General features: G+C 72.0%; 17 protein-coding genes. 7 read left to right on the forward strand and 10 right to left on the reverse strand.

Annotated features, from left to right (window positions below; genetic code table 11):
* Positions 1–12 precede the first annotated feature (12 nt).
* Both K1J60_RS19505 and K1J60_RS19510 read right to left on the reverse strand, forming a co-directional pair.
* Positions 13–1,089, reverse strand: a complete 1,077-nt coding sequence (locus tag K1J60_RS19505) for an aspartate-semialdehyde dehydrogenase (RefSeq protein ID WP_220647317.1) — start codon at positions 1,087–1,089, stop codon at positions 13–15.
* Positions 1,090–1,144: 55 nt separating this feature from the next.
* Positions 1,145–2,425 carry an aspartate kinase gene (locus K1J60_RS19510; RefSeq protein WP_220647318.1) on the reverse strand — a complete coding sequence of 427 codons (1,281 nt, stop codon included), beginning with the start codon at positions 2,423–2,425 and terminating at the stop codon, positions 1,145–1,147.
* Between the two features lie 342 nt (positions 2,426–2,767).
* Between K1J60_RS19510 and K1J60_RS19515 the strand changes: the two genes are divergently transcribed.
* A complete protein-coding gene (locus tag K1J60_RS19515) occupies positions 2,768–3,496 on the forward strand; it encodes a response regulator transcription factor (protein ID WP_317619718.1) in 729 nt (242 codons plus the stop codon).
* The gene (locus K1J60_RS19520) at positions 3,493–4,881 is read left to right on the forward strand and encodes a HAMP domain-containing sensor histidine kinase (protein WP_220647320.1); all 1,389 of its coding nucleotides are present in this window, start codon (positions 3,493–3,495) and stop codon (positions 4,879–4,881) included. The genes K1J60_RS19515 and K1J60_RS19520 overlap by 4 nt, the downstream gene beginning before the upstream one ends.
* A 46-nt stretch (positions 4,882–4,927) precedes the next feature.
* Here the strand turns inward: K1J60_RS19520 and K1J60_RS19525 are convergent, their stop codons facing one another.
* On the reverse strand, positions 4,928–5,428 hold the full coding sequence (locus K1J60_RS19525; RefSeq protein WP_220647321.1) for an SgcJ/EcaC family oxidoreductase: 501 nt from the start codon (positions 5,426–5,428) through the stop codon (positions 4,928–4,930).
* Positions 5,429–5,751: 323 nt separating this feature from the next.
* Between K1J60_RS19525 and K1J60_RS19530 the strand changes: the two genes are divergently transcribed.
* Positions 5,752–6,597: an alpha/beta fold hydrolase gene (locus tag K1J60_RS19530; RefSeq protein WP_220647322.1), complete on the forward strand. Its 846-nt coding sequence runs from the start codon at positions 5,752–5,754 to the stop codon at positions 6,595–6,597.
* On the opposite strand, the gene K1J60_RS19535 is transcribed toward K1J60_RS19530, so the two are convergent.
* The 4 genes from K1J60_RS19535 to K1J60_RS19550 form a co-directional block, all read right to left on the reverse strand.
* Complete coding sequence (locus tag K1J60_RS19535) at positions 6,594–7,529, reverse strand: M56 family metallopeptidase (RefSeq protein ID WP_220647323.1); 936 nt, start codon at positions 7,527–7,529, stop codon at positions 6,594–6,596. The genes K1J60_RS19530 and K1J60_RS19535 overlap by 4 nt on opposite strands.
* A gap of 169 nt (positions 7,530–7,698) precedes the next feature.
* Entirely contained in the window at positions 7,699–8,361 is a 663-nt protein-coding gene (locus K1J60_RS19540; RefSeq protein WP_220647324.1) for a DUF5063 domain-containing protein, read from the reverse strand.
* Positions 8,354–8,953 carry a recombination mediator RecR gene (recR, locus tag K1J60_RS19545; protein WP_220647325.1) on the reverse strand — a complete coding sequence of 200 codons (600 nt, stop codon included), beginning with the start codon at positions 8,951–8,953 and terminating at the stop codon, positions 8,354–8,356. The genes K1J60_RS19540 and recR overlap by 8 nt, the downstream gene beginning before the upstream one ends.
* Before the next feature lie 174 nt (positions 8,954–9,127).
* Positions 9,128–9,475 (reverse strand): YbaB/EbfC family nucleoid-associated protein, encoded by a 348-nt coding sequence (locus K1J60_RS19550; protein WP_033524559.1) that lies wholly within the window; start codon positions 9,473–9,475, stop codon positions 9,128–9,130.
* 277 nt (positions 9,476–9,752) lie between these two features.
* On the opposite strand from K1J60_RS19550, the gene K1J60_RS19555 reads away from it, so the two are divergent.
* The gene (locus K1J60_RS19555; RefSeq protein ID WP_220647326.1) at positions 9,753–10,520 is read left to right on the forward strand and encodes an SLATT domain-containing protein; all 768 of its coding nucleotides are present in this window, start codon (positions 9,753–9,755) and stop codon (positions 10,518–10,520) included.
* Positions 10,521–10,675: 155 nt separating this feature from the next.
* On the opposite strand, the gene K1J60_RS19560 is transcribed toward K1J60_RS19555, so the two are convergent.
* The 3 genes from K1J60_RS19560 to K1J60_RS19570 all read right to left on the reverse strand — a co-directional run bounded on the left by K1J60_RS19560 (position 10,676) and on the right by K1J60_RS19570 (position 14,364).
* Positions 10,676–13,105, reverse strand: coding sequence for a serine/threonine-protein kinase (locus tag K1J60_RS19560; RefSeq protein WP_220651556.1), 2,430 nt, complete (start codon positions 13,103–13,105; stop codon positions 10,676–10,678).
* Positions 13,106–13,288: 183 nt separating this feature from the next.
* Positions 13,289–13,756, reverse strand: a complete 468-nt coding sequence (locus tag K1J60_RS19565; protein ID WP_220647327.1) for a MarR family winged helix-turn-helix transcriptional regulator — start codon at positions 13,754–13,756, stop codon at positions 13,289–13,291.
* A complete protein-coding gene (locus tag K1J60_RS19570; protein ID WP_220647328.1) occupies positions 13,753–14,364 on the reverse strand; it encodes a DJ-1/PfpI family protein in 612 nt (203 codons plus the stop codon). The genes K1J60_RS19565 and K1J60_RS19570 overlap by 4 nt, the downstream gene beginning before the upstream one ends.
* Positions 14,365–14,587: 223 nt before the next feature.
* Here K1J60_RS19570 and K1J60_RS19575 point away from each other — a divergent pair, with 223 nt between their 5' ends.
* The 3 genes from K1J60_RS19575 to K1J60_RS19585 all read left to right on the forward strand — a co-directional run bounded on the left by K1J60_RS19575 (position 14,588) and on the right by K1J60_RS19585 (position 19,237).
* A complete protein-coding gene (locus tag K1J60_RS19575; RefSeq protein WP_220647329.1) occupies positions 14,588–15,943 on the forward strand; it encodes an aspartate aminotransferase family protein in 1,356 nt (451 codons plus the stop codon).
* A 142-nt stretch (positions 15,944–16,085) separates the two neighbouring features.
* Entirely contained in the window at positions 16,086–16,784 is a 699-nt protein-coding gene (locus tag K1J60_RS19580; protein ID WP_220647330.1) for a GntR family transcriptional regulator, read from the forward strand.
* On the forward strand, positions 16,781–19,237 hold the full coding sequence (locus tag K1J60_RS19585) for a dolichyl-phosphate beta-glucosyltransferase (RefSeq protein ID WP_220647331.1): 2,457 nt from the start codon (positions 16,781–16,783) through the stop codon (positions 19,235–19,237). The genes K1J60_RS19580 and K1J60_RS19585 overlap by 4 nt, the downstream gene beginning before the upstream one ends.
* Positions 19,238–19,328 lie beyond the last annotated feature (91 nt).

A 19,328-nucleotide genomic window follows, 5' to 3' on the forward strand; every position in this document is an offset into this window, starting at 1 on the left:
GCCCCAGGCGCCTTAGGCCCCCCTGACCACCAACTCCGCCACCTGGACGGCGTTCAGGGCGGAGCCCTTGCGCAGGTTGTCGCCGCAGACGAAGAGTTCCAGGGCCGTCGGATCGTCGAGGGCCCGGCGCAGGCGCCCCACCCAGGTGGGGTCGGTGCCGACCACGTCGGCCGGCGTCGGGAACTCCCCCGCGCCCGGATCGTCGAAGAGGACGACCCCGGGGGCGGTGGCGAGGATCTCCCGCGCCTTGGCGACGGTGACCTCGCCCTCGAAGCGGGCGTGCAGGGTGAGGGAGTGCGCGGTGACCACCGGCACCCGTACGCAGGTCACGGCCACCGGCAGCTTCGGCAGCCCGAGGATCTTGCGGGACTCGTCCCGCACCTTCATCTCCTCCGAGGACCAACCGTCCGCGCGGAGGTCCCCGGCCCACGGCACCACGTTGAGCGCCACCGGTTCCGGGAACGGCCCGGTGTTGTCGCCCACGGCCCGCCGCACGTCACCGGGGGTGGTCCCCAGTTCCGTACCGGCGACCAGGGCGATCTGCTGGCGCAGGGTGTCCACGCCGGCCCGCCCCGCGCCGCTGACCGCCTGGTACGAGGAGGCCACCAGGGCGCGCAGCCCGAACTCGGCGTGCAGCGCGCCGAGCGCCACGATCATGGAGAGGGTCGTGCAGTTGGGGTTGGCGATGATCCCGCGCGGCCGGTTCCGGGCGGCGTGGGCATTGACCTCGGGGACGACGAGGGGCACCTCCGGGTCCATCCGGAAGGCGCCCGAGTTGTCGACCACGACCGCGCCCTTGGCCGCCGCGATCGGCGCCCAGTGCTCCGCGATCTCGTCCGGTACGTCGAACAGGGCGATGTCGACCCCGTCGAAGGCCTCCTCGGCGCCCTCGGCCAGTGCCGTCACCTCGACCTGCTCCCCGCGCACGGCCAGCTTGCGGCCGGCCGAGCGCGGGGAGGCGATCAGACGGATCTCGCCCCAGATGTCCGCGCGGTGGGACAGGATCTGGAGCATGACGGTGCCGACGGCCCCGGTCGCGCCCACGACCGCGAGCGTCGGCCTGCCGGTTCGCCCGGCATCCACGGCCATCAGCGGTCGACGCCGTGACCGATGCCGCCGTCGTCCGCGCGGGAGGAACGGACCGTCATCGTCCGGTGCCTCCGTAGACCACGGCCTCGTCGCTGTCGGAGTCGAGCCCGAAGGCGGAGTGCACGGCGCGCACGGCCTCCGGCACGTCGTCGGCGCGTGTGACCACCGAGATACGGATCTCGGAGGTCGAGATCAGCTCGATGTTCACCCCCGCGTTGGACAGCGCCTCGAAGAAGGACGCGGTGACACCCGGGTTGGTCTTCATCCCCGCGCCGACCAGGGAGATCTTGCCGATCTGGTCGTCGTAGCGCAGCGAGTCGAAGCCGATGCCGGCCTTGTTCTTCTCCAGCGCGTCGATGGCCTTGCGGCCCTCGGTCTTGGGGAGGGTGAAGGAGATGTCCGTCAGCCCGGTCGTCACGGCGGAGACGTTCTGCACCACCATGTCGATGTTGACCTCGGCGTCCGCGATGGCGCGGAAGATCGCGGCGGCCTCGCCCGGCTTGTCCGGGACGCCGACGACCGTGACCTTGGCCTCGGAGACGTCGTGGGCGACTCCGGAGATGATGGCGTGCTCCACCTTGTGGTCCCCTTGCGACTCTGGCTTCTCGTTGCTGACCCAGGTGCCCGGCAGTCCGGAGAAGGACGAGCGGACGTGGATCGGGATGTTGTAGCGGCGGGCGTACTCGACACAGCGGTGCAGCAGCACCTTCGAACCGGACGACGCCAGTTCGAGCATGTCCTCGGAGGAGATCCAGTCGATCTTCCGGGCCTTCTTCACGACCCGCGGGTCGGCGGTGAAGACGCCGTCGACGTCGGTGTAGATCTCACAGACCTCGGCCTCCAGCGCGGCGGCCAGCGCGACGGCGGTCGTGTCCGACCCGCCGCGGCCGAGGGTGGTGATGTCCTTCTTGTCCGCGCTGACACCCTGGAACCCGGCGACGATGGCGATGTTGCCCTCGTCCAGCGCGGTCCGGATGCGCCCCGGCGTGACGTCGATGATCCGGGCTTTGTTGTGGACGGAGTCGGTGATGACGCCTGCCTGGCTGCCGGTGAACGACTGGGCCTCGTGGCCCAGGTTTTTGATCGCCATGGCCAGCAGCGCCATGGAGATACGCTCTCCGGCGGTCAGCAGCATGTCGAACTCACGCCCGGCAGGCATCGGTGACACCTGCTCGGCGAGATCGATCAGCTCGTCCGTCGTGTCGCCCATCGCGGAAACGACGACGACCACCTGGTGGCCGTTCTTCTTCGCTTCCACGATCCGCTTGGCGACGCGCTTGATGCCCTCGGCATCGGCTACGGAGGAGCCTCCGTACTTCTGCACGACAAGGCCCACGTGCGCTCCTCGCTCCGTTTCAGTCCCTTATCCGCACATACACACGTACTCACACGTGCTGCGGCGGTCGGCTCAGTCTATCGAGCGGTCGAATATCCCTTCCCTGGTATCGCATGGTGAGATGTCCCGCTCACCCTTTGATCGCCTGGGTTTTCTCCGGGCCTTCCACCGGTTTCACCCGGCTTCTCGCCACGGACCCTCGACCGCTCCGGGAACGTCTCTGCCCAGGTCGTCGCCGAACAGTCGGCGCGGACGGGGAAAAGTGCCTGGAGTCACACCGGGAGCCCATGGACGGCTCTCTCGGCGGCGGAACCGCAACTTTCAAGCACTAAGGTCATGGCCGTGCGCGTACTTCTGGTGGAAGACGACGAGCCGGTCGCCGAGTCCCTGCGACGAGGGCTCCTGCGATACGGCTTCGAAGTGCAGTGGGTCAACACGGGCGGGGCGGCGCTGTCGTACGACGGCCCGTACGACGTCGTCCTCCTGGACCTCGGGCTGCCCGACACCGACGGCCTGGACGTCTGCAAGGCCCTGCGGGACCGCAGCCAGGTGCCGATCATCGTGATCAGCGCCCGCAGCGACGAGACGGACCGGGTGGTCGGACTGGAGCTCGGCGCCGACGACTACGTCTCCAAGCCGTTCGGCGTGCGCGAGGTGATCGCCCGGATAAGGGCCGTGATGCGCCGGGTGCAGCCGCGCGCCGCCGACGCGCCCGCCCCCGGCCCCGACCGCTACGGCCCCCGCCTCACCGTCGACCGCAAGGCCGCGCGCGTCCACCTCGACGGTACGGAGGTGCCGCTCGCGCCCAAGGAGTACGACCTTCTCGCCTTCCTCACCGAGGAGCCGGGCGCCCTGATGTCGCGCGAGCAGATCATGGAGGCGGTCTGGGACGCGAACTGGTTCGGCCCGACGAAGACGCTCGACGTCCATGTGGCCGCGCTGCGGCGCAAGCTCGCCGGGGCCATCACGATCGAGGCGGTGCGGGGGGTGGGGTTCCGGCTCATCGTCACCGAGGCGGCCGAGGCGGCCGAGACCGCCGGCTCCGCCCGTGAGGGCGACGGCACGCCATGATCCGTCAGCTCATCCGCAGCTACGTGCTCCTCGTGGCTGTGGCGATCGCCCTGTTCACCGTGCCCGTGGCGTTCACGCTCACGGATCAGCTGCGGGACGACACCAGCGAGGCCGTCCAGCGCGAGGCCGAGACGATGGCCCGGCTGCTGGGCGTGGGCGACACCGCGTCCTGCGAGGCCCTGGCGCAGCTCGCCGGGGCGTACCCGCCCGACGAGGAGAAGGTCGAGGTCACCGCGACCGACAGGTGCGCGCCGGACAGGCTGCGGGAGCCGACGGCGGACGCGGCGCTGGCCAGGGCCCTGGAACGCGGTGAGAGCACCGTCGACTGGGGCTCCGACTTCATCTGGGGCGAGAACCTGGTGGTCACCGTCCCCGCCTTCGAGCGCTCGCCGGACGGGGAGACGCAGACGGACGAGGTCGTCGGTGCCGTCCGGATCATGTTCTCGACCGACCACCTCACCTACCGCCTCTGGACCATCTGGGGCTTCCGGGCGGCGCTGGCCGTCGTGGTCCTGTTGGCCGCCGCGGTCATCGGCGTGTTCGCCGCCCGGCGCCTGACCGCTCCGCTGCGCCAGCTCAACGAGATGGCCAGCAAGATGAGCGACGGCGATCTGACGGCCCGCTCCCCCGTGACGGGCCCCCAGGAGACACAGACCCTGGCGCGCACGCTGAACCAGGCGGGCGAACGGCTCGACACCCTGATCGCGTCACAGCGCATCTTCGTCGCCGACGCCTCCCACCAACTCCGCACCCCCCTCACGGCATTGCGGCTGTCGCTGGACAACATCGCGGACGGGGTGGACGACGAGTTCGTACGGGAGGACGTGGAGCAGGCGACCGCCGAGGTGGTCCGGATGAGCCGCCTGGTCAACGGTCTGCTGGTGCTGGCACGGGCCGAGGCGAAGGTGACGGCGGCGGAACCGCTCTCCCTGCGGGACGTCATCCAGGAGCGCCTGGACGTGTGGAGGCCGGCCGCCGACGAGCGCGGAGTCACCATCACGCTCAGGGGGAGTGCCGACGGCCGGCCGCTCGTGCTGGCCAGTCCCGGTCATCTGGACCAGGTCCTGGACAACGTGCTCTCCAACGCCCTGGAGGTCTCGCCGGACGGTGCGACGATCACGGTCTCGGTGGAGACCCGGGGCGACGAGGTGGTGCTCTCGGTGCTGGACGAGGGGCCCGGTATGTCGGACGCCGAGAAGTCCCGCGCCTTCGACCGCTTCTGGCGCGGTCAGGGCCTCACCGGGAAGTCCGGGTCGGGCCTCGGCCTCGCCGTCGTCAAGCAACTCGTCACCGACGACAACGGGACCGTGGCCCTCAAGGACGCCCCCGGGGGCGGGTTGTGCGTCGCGCTCACGCTGCGCGCGGCGCGACAAGGGGGTGGCTGAGCCGGGGGGTGTGGCTCAGCCACGACTGGGGAGGGACTACTTCCGATCAGCCCTCGGGCATCGCCGACGAGTGGTGGTTGACGATCTTCCACACGCCGTTCCGCTTCTCGTACTCGTAGGTGTAGCGGGCGTCGACTCTCCTCTTCTCACCGGTCTTGGGGTCGGTGAGGATGAAGTAGTAGGAGCCGGTGTCGATGGCGGAGTTGGCGTCCAGGACGTTGATGATCGTCTTGGTCTTCGTGCCGACCGGCTTGTTCTTCAGGAAGTGGTCGAAGTAGTCGACGAGGCCCGCGCGGTCCGTACGGATCTTGTTGGAGACGGTCGGCAGGAGGACCGCGTCCTTCGCGTACCGGTCCGCGACCTTCTTGGAACTGCCGGTCTGCAGCGCCTTGTTCCAGCCGTCGAAGAGCGCCGCGATCTCCTTCTTGGAGGGCTTCTTCGGCGCGGCCTCGGCCCCGGCCATGCTGACACCGGCGGTGACCGTGCCGGCGGTGACCAGAGCGGTGGCGGTGACGATGGCGGCGCGTATCCGGTTCTTGCGGGTCATCGCGATCTCCTGTGCGAGTGTGGGGTGTTACTGCCTCCGCTTTCTGTGCGGTGGAAGTGACTCAAGACTCGCGTGACGCCGGTTAGGGGCCGTGCAGGAGACGTACAGGGGGCGGCCAGGGATCACCCAAAGCACGGAGGGTGACGGGACGGTGACTCGGCAAGGCGGTGCGGGCCGAAGGAGTCGGTCCGCGTACTCCGGCGAACTTCTCCTCGTACGGGTTGATGCCTGCGGCGGCGTAGCCGTCGGGCAGGATCACCTCGTGGAACGGGAGTCGCTGCGCACCGCAGTGACGACGGCGTTCCGTGGGGTAACCGACAGCCATGAGCGAAGTGCTGCTGACTGAGACTTTCCGTAGTGCGTCGGGGGCCGTGCGGTGGGGCACGATCGGGGAGGCCGGGCAGGAACCGGTCGTGCTCTGCCACGGCACCCCCTTCTCCTCCTACGTCTGGCGCGGCATCGCCCAGGCGCTGGCCGACACCGACCGGTACCAGGTGTTCGCATGGGACATGCCCGGGTACGGGGAGTCGGACATGCACACCGGCCAGGACGTGTCCCTGGCCGCGCAGGGACGCGTCTTCGCCGAGCTGCTGGCGCACTGGGGGACGGACGAACCCTTCGTGGTCGCGCACGACTTCGGCGGGGCCGTCTCCCTGCGAGCGCATCTGCTGCACGGGGCCCGCTACCGCGCGCTCGCCCTCGTCGACCCCGTGGCGCTGGCGCCGTGGGGCTCGCCCGCCTTCCGGCTGCTGGGCCGTCACGCGGAGGTCTTCGAGCAACTGCCGCCCGCACTGCACCGGGCCCTCGTACGGGAGTACGTCGGCTCCGCCAGCGGCCCCGGGCTGCACCCGACCGTCCTCGACCGGCTCGTCCAGCCGTGGCTCGGCGAACACGGGCAGCCCGCCTTCTACCGGCAGATCGCCCAGGCGGACCAGGCCCACACGGACGAGATCCAGGGGCGGTACGGGGAGATCGGCATCCCGGCCCTGGTCTGCTGGGGCGAGGACGACGGGTGGATTCCGCTGGCGAAGGGGCGGGAGCTGGCCGGTCTCATCCCCGGCGCGCGATTCGAGCCGATCGCCGGTGCGGGGCACCTCGTCCAGGAGGACGCTCCCGCCGAACTCACCGCCGTGCTCATGGACTTCCTCCAGGAACAGCAGCCGTACTAGAGCGTCCCCAGCGCCGGCGCGAACGCGATGAGGAGCGGGAGGAGGGCGAGGAGCCCGGCGGCCGTGGTGGTGGCCGCGCGGCTGGTGCGGTCGAGGCGGGGCGGCGGCTCCAGCAGCCGCTCCACCCGGTCGCCCAGCAGCCGACGGGTGTTGGAGCAGCTCAACACCCCCCGGTGCTGGTTCAGTTCGATGAGGGCCAGGGCGGTGGTGAGGTGGCCGCAGCGACGCGACGCCGTGTCGTCGGCGGCGAGTTCGACCAGGCGGTGGGTCTGGTCGGCGAAGTGGGCGAAGAGGGGGATGCGCGGGAAGCCCGTGGCGAGGGCGGTGGAGAGGTGGAGCAGCCAGTCGTGACGGGCACGGGCGTGGCCCAGCTCATGGGTGAGGACCGCGTCCAGCTGACGGTCGCTCAGCCTGCCCAACGCTCCCGTGGTGACGACCAGTCGGGGCGGCGCGCCCGGCATCAGCCACGCGTCCGGGTACTCGTCCTCCAGCACCAGCAGCGGACCCCGCGCCTGCGGCAGGCCCGCCGGGAGGTCGGGGGCGCGCTCCCGCAGATGCGCCCGGCGCAGCTGCCGACGCCGCCGGGCCTCGACCAGCTCCCGGGCGAGCATCGCTCCGCTCCACGCCGCCCCGCAGGCCAGCGCGAGGGTCAGCACGGCCGTCCAGGGCGGGGCCGCCGTGAGGTCGTAGGCGGCGGTCACGGCCGGGGGCGCGGGCGCGAAGGCGTGCGTGCGGACCGTCTCGAACACCGCCGCAGCGCCCAGTACCAGCGCCGCGAGGCAGCTCAGCAGCGCCGCCGCCACCAGGCACTGCCACGCCCACAGCGCGACCACGGGTTCCCGCTCGGGCCACCTCGCCCTGAGCAGGGCACGAGGGCCCACCACTGCGGCGGTCAGAGCCACGGCGACGAGAAGGAGCAGGAGAACGGTCACGTCACTGGGTCCGGTTCCTGTCGGGGGGCGGGCGGGGTACGAGCGGGTGCGAGAAGACGTACGGACGTCTCGTACAACGACGGTGCCTACGCTACCGCCGGTACCCGCACCCGCAGCACCCCTTGGGAAAGCCCCCCGCGCGGTCACGGGACGCCCGAGGGCGACGCGGCTACTTGGCCTCGCGCAACCCCAGCGGGGCCGCGATCTCCTCCGCCATGACCTTGCCCGCCTCGAACTCCAGGGTCTCGTCGCCCATCAGTTCCTGGTCGGTGTCGAGGCCGTCCAGCTCGGCGAGGGGCTGGTTCAGCCGGACGTGCGCCACGAGGGACTGCAGGGCCCGAAGGGTCGCCGACGCCGTGGAGCCCCAGTTGGAGAAGTAGGAGAACTGCCACCACCACAGGGCCTCGGTGGTACGGCCCGCGCGGTAGTGGGCCATGCCGTGGCGGAGGTCGGCGATGACGTCGGCGAGGTCGTCGGAGATCCGGGCCGGGACGGGCGCCTTGCGGGGCTCGTAGGGGTCGAAGACCTCGGAGTAGACGTCGACCGGGTCGAGCATGGCGGCGAGGCGTTCGCGGAGGTCGTCGACGTCCGGCTCGGGGCCCGGGTCGGGCTCGTAGCGCTCGTCCGGCACGATGTCCTCGTGCGCGCCGAGGCGACCGCCGGCCAGCAGCAGCTGGGAGACCTCCAGCAGCAGGAAGGGCACGGCCGAGTCCGGCTCGTCGCCCTTGGCCACCTCGGTGACGGCGACCAGGAAGCTCTCGATCTGGTCCGCGATCTGGACGGCGAAGTCGTCCGGGTTGTGGCCCGTCGCGTGCAGCGTGGCGTCAGACATCCAGCAATCGTCTCCCCTCGAAGGCGCGGCCGAGGGTCACCTCGTCCGCGTATTCCAGGTCGCCGCCCACCGGGAGGCCGCTGGCCAGGCGGGTGACCTTGAGGCCCATGGGTTTGATCATGCGGGCGAGGTACGTGGCCGTGGCCTCGCCCTCCAGGTTCGGGTCCGTGGCCAGGATCAGCTCGGTGACCGTGCCGTCGGCCAGGCGGGCCAGCAGTTCCCGTATGCGCAGGTCGTCGGGGCCGACGCCCTCGATCGGGCTGATCGCGCCGCCGAGGACGTGGTACTGGCCGCGGAACTCGCGGGTGCGCTCGATCGCGACGACGTCCTTCGGTTCCTCGACGACACAGATGACGGACGGGTCGCGGCGCGGGTCGCGGCAGATGTTGCACAGCTCCTCCTGCGCCACGTTGCCGCAGGTCGCGCAGAAACGGACCTTCGCCTTCACTTCGAGGAGGGCCTGCGCGAGCCGCCGCACGTCCGTCGGCTCCGCCTGCAGGATGTGGAAGGCGATCCGCTGCGCGCTCTTGGGACCGACGCCGGGCAGCCGCCCCAGCTCGTCGATGAGGTCCTGGACCACGCCTTCGTACACGGACTGCCCGTCCTTCCTGGTGTCTTTCAGTACGTACCGTAGTCGGCCGCCGCCGCTCCGAGGAAGGCGGTACCGGGCACGGATGGGTTCGCACGGGGGTGCGGAGGAGTTCGGAGGGGAGGTCGCGCCGCGGAGCGCGGAGAGGAACGGGTGGGGAGCCGGCCGGGGGCGAGGTCAGAAGGGCAGGCCGGGGATGCCCGCGCCACCGCCGCCGAGGCCCTGGGCGAGGGGGCCCAGTTTCTGCTGCTGGAGGGTCTGCGCGTTCTCGTTGGCCGCCTGGACGGCCGCGACGATCAGGTCGGCGAGGGTCTCGGTGTCCTCCGGGTCCACCGCCTTGGGGTCGATCTTCAGGGCGCGCAGTTCGCCGGAGCCGTTGACGGTGGCCTTCACCAGGCCGCCGCCCGACTGGCCGTCGACCTCCGTGCGCGCGAGCTCCTCCTGTGCCCTCGCCAGGTCCTGCTGCATCTTCTGGGCCTGCTGGAGCAGCTGCTGCATGTTGGGCTGGCCACCACCGGGGATCACGTTCAGCTCCCTCGCACGAGTACTTGCGGAGGTCCGCGGGGACGGTTCTTTCGGCGCCCCGTGGACCTTCTTGCGGTCGCAACGAGCCTACGTGGTCGGCACGGCCTCTGCCGCGCCACTCTTTCGAGTGAGTCGGCGGGGATTCGTATATCCGATCAAGGGCATCTTCCAGGGGATAAGCGGTGAAAACACCATCTTCGCCACCCATTGGGCGGTAGGAAGGGTCCGGCCGCGTCAGGGTGGTGCGTGAGCGCCGTACGTACGTAGGGAGTGCCGGGTGAGCCAGCCGGAGATGCAGCCCGAGGGGGGACCCCAGGACGGGCGGGGTGAGGGGTCCGGGCTGTGGGCGGAGCCGTGGACGGCGGCGACCGGACCGTGGGTCGGGGATCTGGCCGGGCGGCCGTTCCCGCAGGGGGACTGGGGGGCGCCGGCGGAGCGACTGGAGGAGTTGTACCACTGGGTGGAGCGGGCGGCGCTGGAGACCGCCGCGTGGTATCTCGCGGACCGGGTGTGGAAACGGCTCGCGGCCCGGGTGCTGCGGATCGGGGCGGCGACCGGGGCGCTCTTCGGGGCCGCGCTGCCGTTGCTCGATCTCACCGGGGCGGTGGGCGGGGTCGCACCCTGGGGGTATCTCGCGCTGCTGTCCTGTGTGGGGTGCGTGGCGGTGGATCGGTTCTTCGGTGTCACCTCCGGGTGGATGCGGGACGTCGCCACGGCCCAGGCGGTGCAGCGACGGCTGCAGATGCTGCGGTTCGACTGGGCGTCCGAGAGCGCGCGCGAGGTGCTGGGGCCGGCCGAAGGGACGGCCGGGGAGGCCGCCGAGCGGTGTCTCGGGGTGCTGCGGCGGTTCTCCGAGGACATCACGGAGTTGGTGCGGGCCGAGACGGCGGACTGGATGCTGGAGTTCCGGACGGGGGCGGCGCCGTTGGGGATGCGGGCGGGGGGATCCGTCTCGCGACCGGAGGGCGCGATGAACGGGCGGGTGCCGTTGCCGCCGGGGGCTCGCCCGAACATGCCTCGGCAGCGGCCGCCGGAGGCCCGGTAGGGGCCGCGTGCGGGTGGATGGGTGCGGGTGGATGGGTGCGGGTGGATGGGTGCGTTGTCGGGTGCGGGTCCGGTGGGGCTTCTCGCGCAGTTCCCCGCGCCCCTGAGAAGCAGGGGCTGCGCCCCTGCTTCTCAGGCCCGCAGGCGTCTGGGTCCTCAGTCCGCCTTCGTGTACGTCACCGACCTGCCCGCCGTGTCGACGCGGCGGAGCTGTCCGTCGGGCAGGAGGGTGACGGTGGTGGCGGCGCCGGGGGAACAGGACTCGGCCGGTTCGCCGGTGGTGACGGTGGAGGGGCCGATCCGGAGCGGACCCTCGTCGTCCGGTTCGTCCGTCAGCGCCGCCTCGAACACGCAGTGGTACGTGCCGCCGCCTTCGAGCGGACCGTCCGCCGTGAGCGAGAGCACCGTGTCGCCGACCTCGCCCTGCTGGATGACCAGTTGACGGGTGTCCGAGCCGTCGGAGCCGTCGAGAGTGGCGTTCCAGGTGCCGAGGAAGTCCTCCGGGATCGTGCCGGCGTCGGGTGACTCGGTGGTCGGGTCCGGCGAGGTCACGGGGTCGGTGGGCTCGTCGGTCGCCGGCCCCGGAGTCTCGGGCGCGCTCGTCCGCGTACCGCCCTTCGCGTCGTCCTCCTCGCCGCCGTCGCCGCCCTTCTTCATCAACGCGTACACCGAGCCGCCCGCCCCGAGGGCGACCACCAACGCGACGGCGACCAGCAGCACGGAGGCGCGCCGGCTCCCGCGCTCCGGTTCGGGGGGAACGCCGGGCCCGGGGCCGTAGAGGGGCTCCGGCCCGTACGGCGGGGTCGCGCCCAGCCCCGCCCCGCCGGCGCCTGAGAACCCCTGGCCGCCCCCGTACGGCCCCTGCCCATACGCCCCGTACGCCCCGTAAGACGCCTGCGGCCCGCCCTGCGGGTAGCCGTATCCGGGACCAGGGCCGGGGCCGGGGCCGGGGGCCATGCCGGGCTGCTGACCGTGGCCGGGTGCGGGTCGCTGCCCGTACCCGGCGGCGGGCTGCTGGGTGTACGGCTGGGGGAAGCCGTATCCGCCGGGCGCGGGCCCCGGAGCGTAGCCGCCGGGGCCCGCGCCCGGCGGCGCGGTCGGCGGAGGGGGCTGTGATCCGGCCGCGCCCACGCTCCGCGTCGGCATCCGGTCCAACGGCTCCCCACCCGGTGCCCCCGGCGGAGGCGGTACGGCACCCTCGCGCGTGGCGGCGGGGTGGTGCTCGGCAGGAGAGCCGGGGACACCGGGAGGCGTCGTCGGCCCAGGCCTCCCGCCCGCGTCCGGGGCTCCGGACGCACCGGAGCCGCCGTACGGAGAATGGGGGTCGCCCAGCGGATACACGGGCGGAGCCGACGGCGGCGGCCCCGCGGACCCGGCCGGCAGCACGGATGTGGACTCGGCCGACGGCGGGCTCTGGGCAGCGGCACCGGCCGCCGAGTTCGCGACGCCGGCCACCGACGGGCTCACCGACGGAGATGCGGGCGGAGTCGAGGCCGGAGAAGCCGTCGACCGACCACCACCCTCCGGACCTCCCGGCATTTCGGACCCGCGGCCCGGCGCACCCGTGCCGCCCGCTCCCGTGCCGCCCGCACCCGAGCCGCCCGCAGCCGCCGCCGCTCCCCCCGGGCCCGCCGCCCCACCGGAACCACTCGTCTCCTCCGGATCCTGAGGATCCTCGGTGTCGAGCAACCGCACCGCGTGCCGCCCCAGTTGGGCCACCAGGGCGCTCGGGAGCCACGGGTCGCGCGAGCGGCCGGCGAAGACCGTGTCCTCGGCGCCGGTGCGCTGCAGGATCTGGGCCAGCGTGGGGCGGGCGGCGGGGTCCTTGCGCAGGCAGTCGCGGACGATGTCGTACAGGCCCTCCGGCAGCCCCTCCAGATCCGGTTCCTCCTGCGCGATGCGGAACATCAGGGCGTGGACACCGGAGTTGGCGGCGCCGAACGGCAGGTTGCCGGTGGCCGCGTAGGAGAGGACGGAGCCGAGGCAGAAGACGTCGCAGGCGGGGGTGATGCGGTCGCCGCGCACCTGTTCGGGCGCCATGAAGCCCGGCGACCCGACGAGCGCGCCGGTGCGCGTCAGCCCGCCGTCCGTGACGGTCTCCAGCGCCCGCGCGATCCCGAAGTCGATGACGCGCGGCCCGTCGATGGTCACCAGCACGTTGGACGGCTTGAGGTCCCGGTGGATGAGCCCGGCCGCGTGGATGTCCTCCAGCGCGTGCGCGAGCCCCGCCGCGAGGATCCGTACCGAGCGCTCGGGCAGCGCCCCGTGGTCCCTGCCGACCACGGCCTGGAGGGACGGCCCGGCGACGTATCCGGTGGCGACCCACGGAATGCCCGCCTCGGTGTCCGCGTCCAGCACCGGCGCGGTCCAGTACCCGCCCACCTGCCGCGCCGCCCGCACCTCCTGCCGGAACCGCGCCCGGAACTCCTCCTGCTCCGCCAGCTCCCGCCGGACCAGCTTGACGGCGACGGTACGGCCGCGCTCGGACCGGGCCAGGTACACGTTCCCCATCCCGCCGGCCCCCAGCCGCGCGAGCAGCCGGTACGCCCCGATCCGCTGTGGATCCCCGGGCCCGAGCTTCTCCATGGCCACCGTCCCCCCGATTCCCCGTGCCGTCCCCGACGCGTCCGTGGACGCGTACGTATCCGTGTACATGTACGTACGGGTACGTCGCCTACGTCGGCAACCTCATCAACGTCGTCTACGTCGCGTACGTGCGCAACGGACCGATCGTAGTGCGGCCGTACGGGGAGGCGGATGGGGCGGTGTCTACGGTTCCGTAACAGCGTCCGGTGGCGTCGCGAGGCCGTCCAGGGCACCCGACAACCGTTCGAGCGCCCGCACGGTCGCCGCGAACTCCTCCTCCCCCAGCGCCTGAGCGAGGCGGGCGGCCAGGGTCGCGTGCCCCGGGTCGATGCGCTCGATCGCCGCGCGCCCGGCGGGGGTCGGCGTGAGGAGCTTGGCGCGGCGGTGGGCCGGGTTCGGCACGTACGCGGCGAGCCCCCGGTCGACGAGGAGATCGGCGACCCGCTGGACGCTCTGCCGGGTGATGCCCATGGCCCGGGCGACCCCGGCGACGGGCAGCGGCTCGGGCAGCACCGCGCCGAGCACCTGCCACCAGGCGGCCGTGAGCCCTGCCGGGCGCGCCAGCTCGTCGGCGACGGAGAGGAACTGGCCGTTGAGGCGGAAGACGCCGAGGGCGGCGCGGCTGAGGAGGTCCTGCTGCTCGCGGCTCACCTTCCGGCCGCCTCCAGCACGGCGTACGCCTCCGCGTCCGAGTCGTGGAAGAGGCGGTACCAGGCGTCGAGGACCTCGCCCTCGTAGACACCGAGGAGGCGGAGGACCTCACGGGCGAAGGCGACGGGTTCGGTGGGGCCGGCGGTGACGAGCAGTCCGGAGCCGTCGGTGACGGCGTCCGTGTCCACGTAGTGCTCACCGCCGCCGTATCCGGTGGCCGCCAGGTAGAAGGGTGCCGCGCTGGTGTGCTCCCGGTCGTCCAGCAGCCCTTCCCGGGCGAGCCCGGCGGTCGCGCCGCAGATCGCGGCGACGGGCACGCCGGCCGCCAGGAACTCCCGGGCCTTGCGGGCGAACGGCGCGAGTCCGTCGCCCGCGTCCCACAGGTCCGCGCCGGTGAGGACGAGCAGCGAGCTGTCCTCGGGCCGCAGCTCCCCCAGCTCCTCGTCCGGCTGGATCCGCACCCCCGCGATCGTCCGCACGGCGGCGGTCCCCGCCCCGACCGTACGGACCTCGTACCCACCCCGGGCGAGCCACGCGGTGGTGTGTCCCGTCTCCCAGTCGGCGTAGGTGTCGTACACGGCGAGATGAACAGGCTTCCGATTACTCATGACAGTATGCTGGCATTACGACAGTGTGCTGTCAATAGGGTCGGCTTCGACTGCGGCTGGGTGGGGGCTGGTCGCGCAGTTCCCCGCGCCCCTGAAAAGCAGGGGCGCGCCCCGTGCTTTCGCCCCTTGAGGCGGCGGGGGCGACACACTGTCGCGCCCACCCGACCGCACGCAGACACAAAGCCGATGTCCCCCGCCCGCACCCCACCCCTAGCCTCACCCCATGACCCCTCGCCCCGACCCCCGGACCGGCGCCCAGGTGAAGGCCACGGACCGCGCGCACGTCTTCCACTCCTGGTCCGCACAGGAACTCATCGACCCCCTCGCCGTCGCCGGCGCGGAGGGCTCCTACTTCTGGGACTACGAGGGCAACCGCTACCTCGACTTCACCAGTGGCCTCGTCTACACGAACATCGGCTACCAGCACCCGAAGGTCGTCGCGGCCATCCAGGAGCAGGCCGCGACCATGACGACCTTCGCCCCCGCGTTCGCCGTCGAGGCCCGCTCGGAGGCGGCCCGGCTGATCGCGGAGCGCACCCCCGGCGACCTGGACAAGATCTTCTTCACCAACGGCGGCGCCGACGCGGTCGAGCACGCCATCCGCATGGCCCGCCTGCACACCGGCCGCCCCAAGGTCCTCGCCGCGTACCGCTCGTACCACGGCGGCACCCAGCAGGCCGTGAACCTCACGGGCGACCCCCGCCGCTGGGCCTCCGACACCGGCACGGCGGGCGTCGTGCACTTCTGGGCGCCGTTCCTCTACCGCACCCGTTTCCACGCGGAGACCCAGGAGCAGGAGTGCGCCCGCGCGCTGGAGCACCTGGAGACGACGATCACCTTCGAGGGGCCGTCGACGATCGCCGCGATCATCCTGGAGACCGTCCCGGGCACGGCCGGGATCATGGTGCCGCCGCCGGGCTATCTGGCCGGGGTCCGGGAGCTGTGCGACAAGTACGGGATCGTGTTCGTCCTCGACGAGGTCATGGCCGGCTTCGGGCGGACGGGCACCTGGTTCGCGGCGGACCTCTTCGACGTCGTGCCCGACCTGATGACCTTCGCCAAGGGCGTCAACTCCGGTTACGTCCCCCTCGGCGGCGTCGCCATCTCCCCCGCCGTCGCCGAGACCTTCGCCCGCCGCCCCTACCCCGGCGGTCTCACCTACTCCGGCCACCCGCTGGCCTGCGCCGCCGCCGTGGCGACGATCAACGTCATGGCGGAGGAGGGCGTCGTGACCAACGCGGCCGCCCTCGGCTCCTCCCTCGTCGGCCCGGCGCTGCGCGAACTGGCCGAGCGGCACCCCTCGGTGGGCGAGGTGCGCGGCACCGGCATGTTCTGGGCGCTGGAGCTGGTGCGGAACAAGGAGACCCGCGAACCGCTCGTCCCCTACAACGCGACCGGCGAGGCGAACGCGCCCATGCTCGCCTTCGGCGCCGCCGCGAAGGCGAACGGCCTGTGGCCCTTCATCAACATGAACCGCACCCACGTGGTGCCCCCGTGCAACATCACCGAGGCCGAGGCCAAGGAGGGCCTCGCCGCCCTGGACGCGGCCCTGTCCGTGGCGGACGAGCACACCGTGTGAGGCCCTGGACGTCGGCGGTGCCGGGCAGAAGGGTGAAAACACCTCCGCGAAAACCGAACGCGTAAGGTGACGTGCTCGTAAGAGAACTGAGAGAGCACGCACAGGATGCGTACGCGTACGCGGATGGGGGACCCAGACCACGATGCCCGGCACCGGCGGCGGCGTTGGCGCCGTGACCCGAAGCACCCTGCGGCAGCAGCTCGCGGACGCGCTCCGTGACGAGGTGCTGGCCGGCAGACTCAAGCCGGGGCAGGAGTTCACGGTCAAGGAGATCGCCGAGCAGTACGGCGTCTCGGCGACACCCGTGCGCGAGGCCCTGGTGGATCTGTCCGCGCAGGGTCTGCTGGACGCCGTGCAGCACCGGGGCTTCGAGGTCCACGCCTACTCGGTGGCCGACTACCGGAACATGGTCGAGGCTCGCATCCTGGTCACCGAAGGCATGTTCCGACGGCTCGGCGACCGCGAGGTCGACCCCCGTACGGCCGCCGCGCTCGCCGGGGTCCGGCGGCGCGGCGAGGAGGCGCGGCGGGCCGCCACCGCCAGCGATCTGGACATCCTCATCGGCTACGACCTGCGGTTCTGGCGCGAACTGAGCGCCCTGTTCGGCAATCCGTACCTCACCGACTTCCTGCACCGGCTGCGCGTGCAGTCCTGGGTGTGCGCGGTGCAGTACCTCCGTCAGGAGAGCCACTGCACCAACGATCTCAAGGGCCGCCTGTGGGCCGACCACACCGATCTCGTCGACGCCCTCACCCGCCGGGACGCGCAGAGCGCGCAGGAGATCATCGCCGGATACGACGAGCAGTCCCTGACGCTTGTGGAACGACTGGCGGACGGATGAGCACGTCCCCGAGGACGGGCGGCGGGCAGTTGAGCGTCGACCTCTCCGTGGTCGTCCCCGCCTACAACGAGCAGGACCGCCTCGCCCCCACGCTCGACGCGATCATCAGTCATCTCTCGGCCACCGAGGCAGCCGCCCGCTGGGAGATCATCGTCGTCGACGACGGGTCGACGGACGCGACGGCCGAGGTCGTGGCCGCCGTCACCGCCCGCGACGCACGGGTGCAGCTGGTCTCCGGCGGGGACCGCAACCGGGGCAAGGGCCATGCCCTGCGGCTCGGTGTGCTCGCCTCGCACGGCCGCCGCGTCCTGCTCACGGACGCCGATCTCTCCGCGCCCATCGACGAGTTGGAGCGGCTCGACAAGGCGCTCTCCGACGGCCACACGGCGGCGATAGGCTCGCGCGAGGCGCCCGGCGCCAGCATCGAGCGCCACCAGCACCGGCTGCGCGAGACGCTCGGCCGGGCCGGCAACTTCCTGATACGCGGCGTCGCGGTGCCCGGCATCCGCGACACCCAGTGCGGCTTCAAGCTGTTCGACGGCGACCGCGCCCGCGAGGCCTTCGCCGCCTCCCGACTCGACGGGTTCGGGATCGACGTGGAGATCCTGCGGTACTTCCACCGCAGCGGCTGGCCCGTCGCCGAGGTCCCCGTCCGCTGGTCCCACCAGCCCGGTTCGAAGATCCGCCCGGGGGACTACGCCCGGGTCCTCGGCGAACTCGCCGTCCTGCGCGCCCGTTCCGTCCGCCGGGCCGACGTCCTCGCGGTCCTGGGCTTCCTCCTGATGGCGGTGGCCCTCTACATCGGCCGCTGGATCGACCCGAACGGCCGCTACCTCCCCGACTCCCTCCAGGACCAGAACCAGTGGGAGTGGTTCTTCGCGGTCACGGCCGACAACCTGGTCCACTTCCGCAACCCGCTCTTCACCACCTTCCAGGGCTTCCCCGACGGCGTGAACCTCATGGCCAACACGGTCATGCTCGGCCTGTCGGTGCCCTTCGCGCCCGTCACGCTCCTCCTGGGCCCGGCGGTCTCGCTCGCCCTGGTCATGACCCTGGGCCTCGCCGCCACGGCCGCCGCCTGGTACTGGCTCATCGTCGAACGGGTCGTACGGCACCGGGGCGCGGCCTTCGCCGGAGCGGCCCTCGCCGCGTTCGCGCCGCCGATGGTCAGCCACGCCAACGCGCACCCGAACTTCGTCGTCCTGTTCATGATCCCGCTGATCGTCGACCGGGCGCTGCGCCTGTGCACGGGCGCCCGGACCCGGCACGACGGGATCGTCCTCGGCCTGATGGCCGCCTACCAGATATTCCTGGGCGAGGAACCCCTCCTCCTCGCCGCCATGGGCATGCTGCTGTTCGCCGTCGCGTACGGCCTGCTCCGCCGGGACGTGGCACGCGACTCCTGGCGCCCGCTGCTGAAGGGCCTCGGCATCGCGGTCCTCGTGTCCCTCCCGATCGTCACCTTCCCGCTCTCCTGGCAGTTCTTCGGCCCGCAGAGCTACGGGAACATCGCGCACGGCGCCAACTCCGGCAACAGCCCGCTCGCGCTCCTCTCCTTCGCCGAACGCTCCCTCCTCGCGGGCGACCGCGACCGCTCGGACGCGCTGTCCCTCAACATCACCGAGCAGAACGCCTTCTACGGCTGGCCCCTGGTCCTGCTGGCCCTCGGCATCGTCGTACGGCTGTGGGAGCGCCCTCTGGTGAAGGCGCTGGCCTGCACGGCGTTAGCCGCCGCCGTGCTCTCCCTGGGCCCCGAGATCCGCCTCCCGCAGACGGACCTCGTCCTGCCCGGCCCGTGGGCGCTGCTGGCCGAGAAGCCCCTCTTCGAGTCGGTCATCGAGGGCCGGGTGGCGATGATCTGCGCCCCGGTGCTGGGCATGCTGCTGGCGATCGCCTGCGAACGCCTGGCGGCCACCCCCGCCCTCGGCACGCGCTACGTCGGCTTCATGGCGGTGACCCTCGCCCTGCTGCCGATCGTCCCGGCCCCGCTGAAGTCCGTGGAACGCGCGGAGGTCCCGGCGTTCTTCTCGGACGGCACGTGGGCGTCGTACGTCGACACCGGGGCCGGCGAGACCCTGGTGCCCGTGCCGCTGCCGGACCCGGGCAACGCGGAGGCTCTGCGCTGGCAGACCACGGCGGACTTCGGGTTCCGGATGCCCGGCGGCTACTTCAACGGCCCGTTCGGCGAGGACCGCGTCGGCATCTACGGCGCCGTCCCCCGCCACACCTCCAACCTGCTGCGTGACGTCCGCTACACCGGCAAGGTCCCGGTGATCGGGGAGAACTGGCAGGCGCAGGCGCGCAGGGACTTCGCGTACTGGCACGCGGGTGCGCTGGTCCTGCGCCCGCAGCCGTACGACGAGCAGTTGCGGGAGGCGGTGGACAAGCTCGTCGGCCGACCCGGGAGGTGGGTGGCCGGAGTGTGGGTATGGGACCTGCACGAAGGGGACTGAAGGCGCCCTCAGCGACTACGCTTCCCTGACCACTGTGTGCCGTACGCGAACGTATCCCTACCGTGCGTGTGCGTGCCGGATGACGCGAGGA

It is taken from the genome of Streptomyces akebiae (assembly GCF_019599145.1).
In the GTDB taxonomy this organism is placed as follows: Bacteria; Actinomycetota; Actinomycetes; order Streptomycetales; family Streptomycetaceae; genus Streptomyces; species Streptomyces akebiae.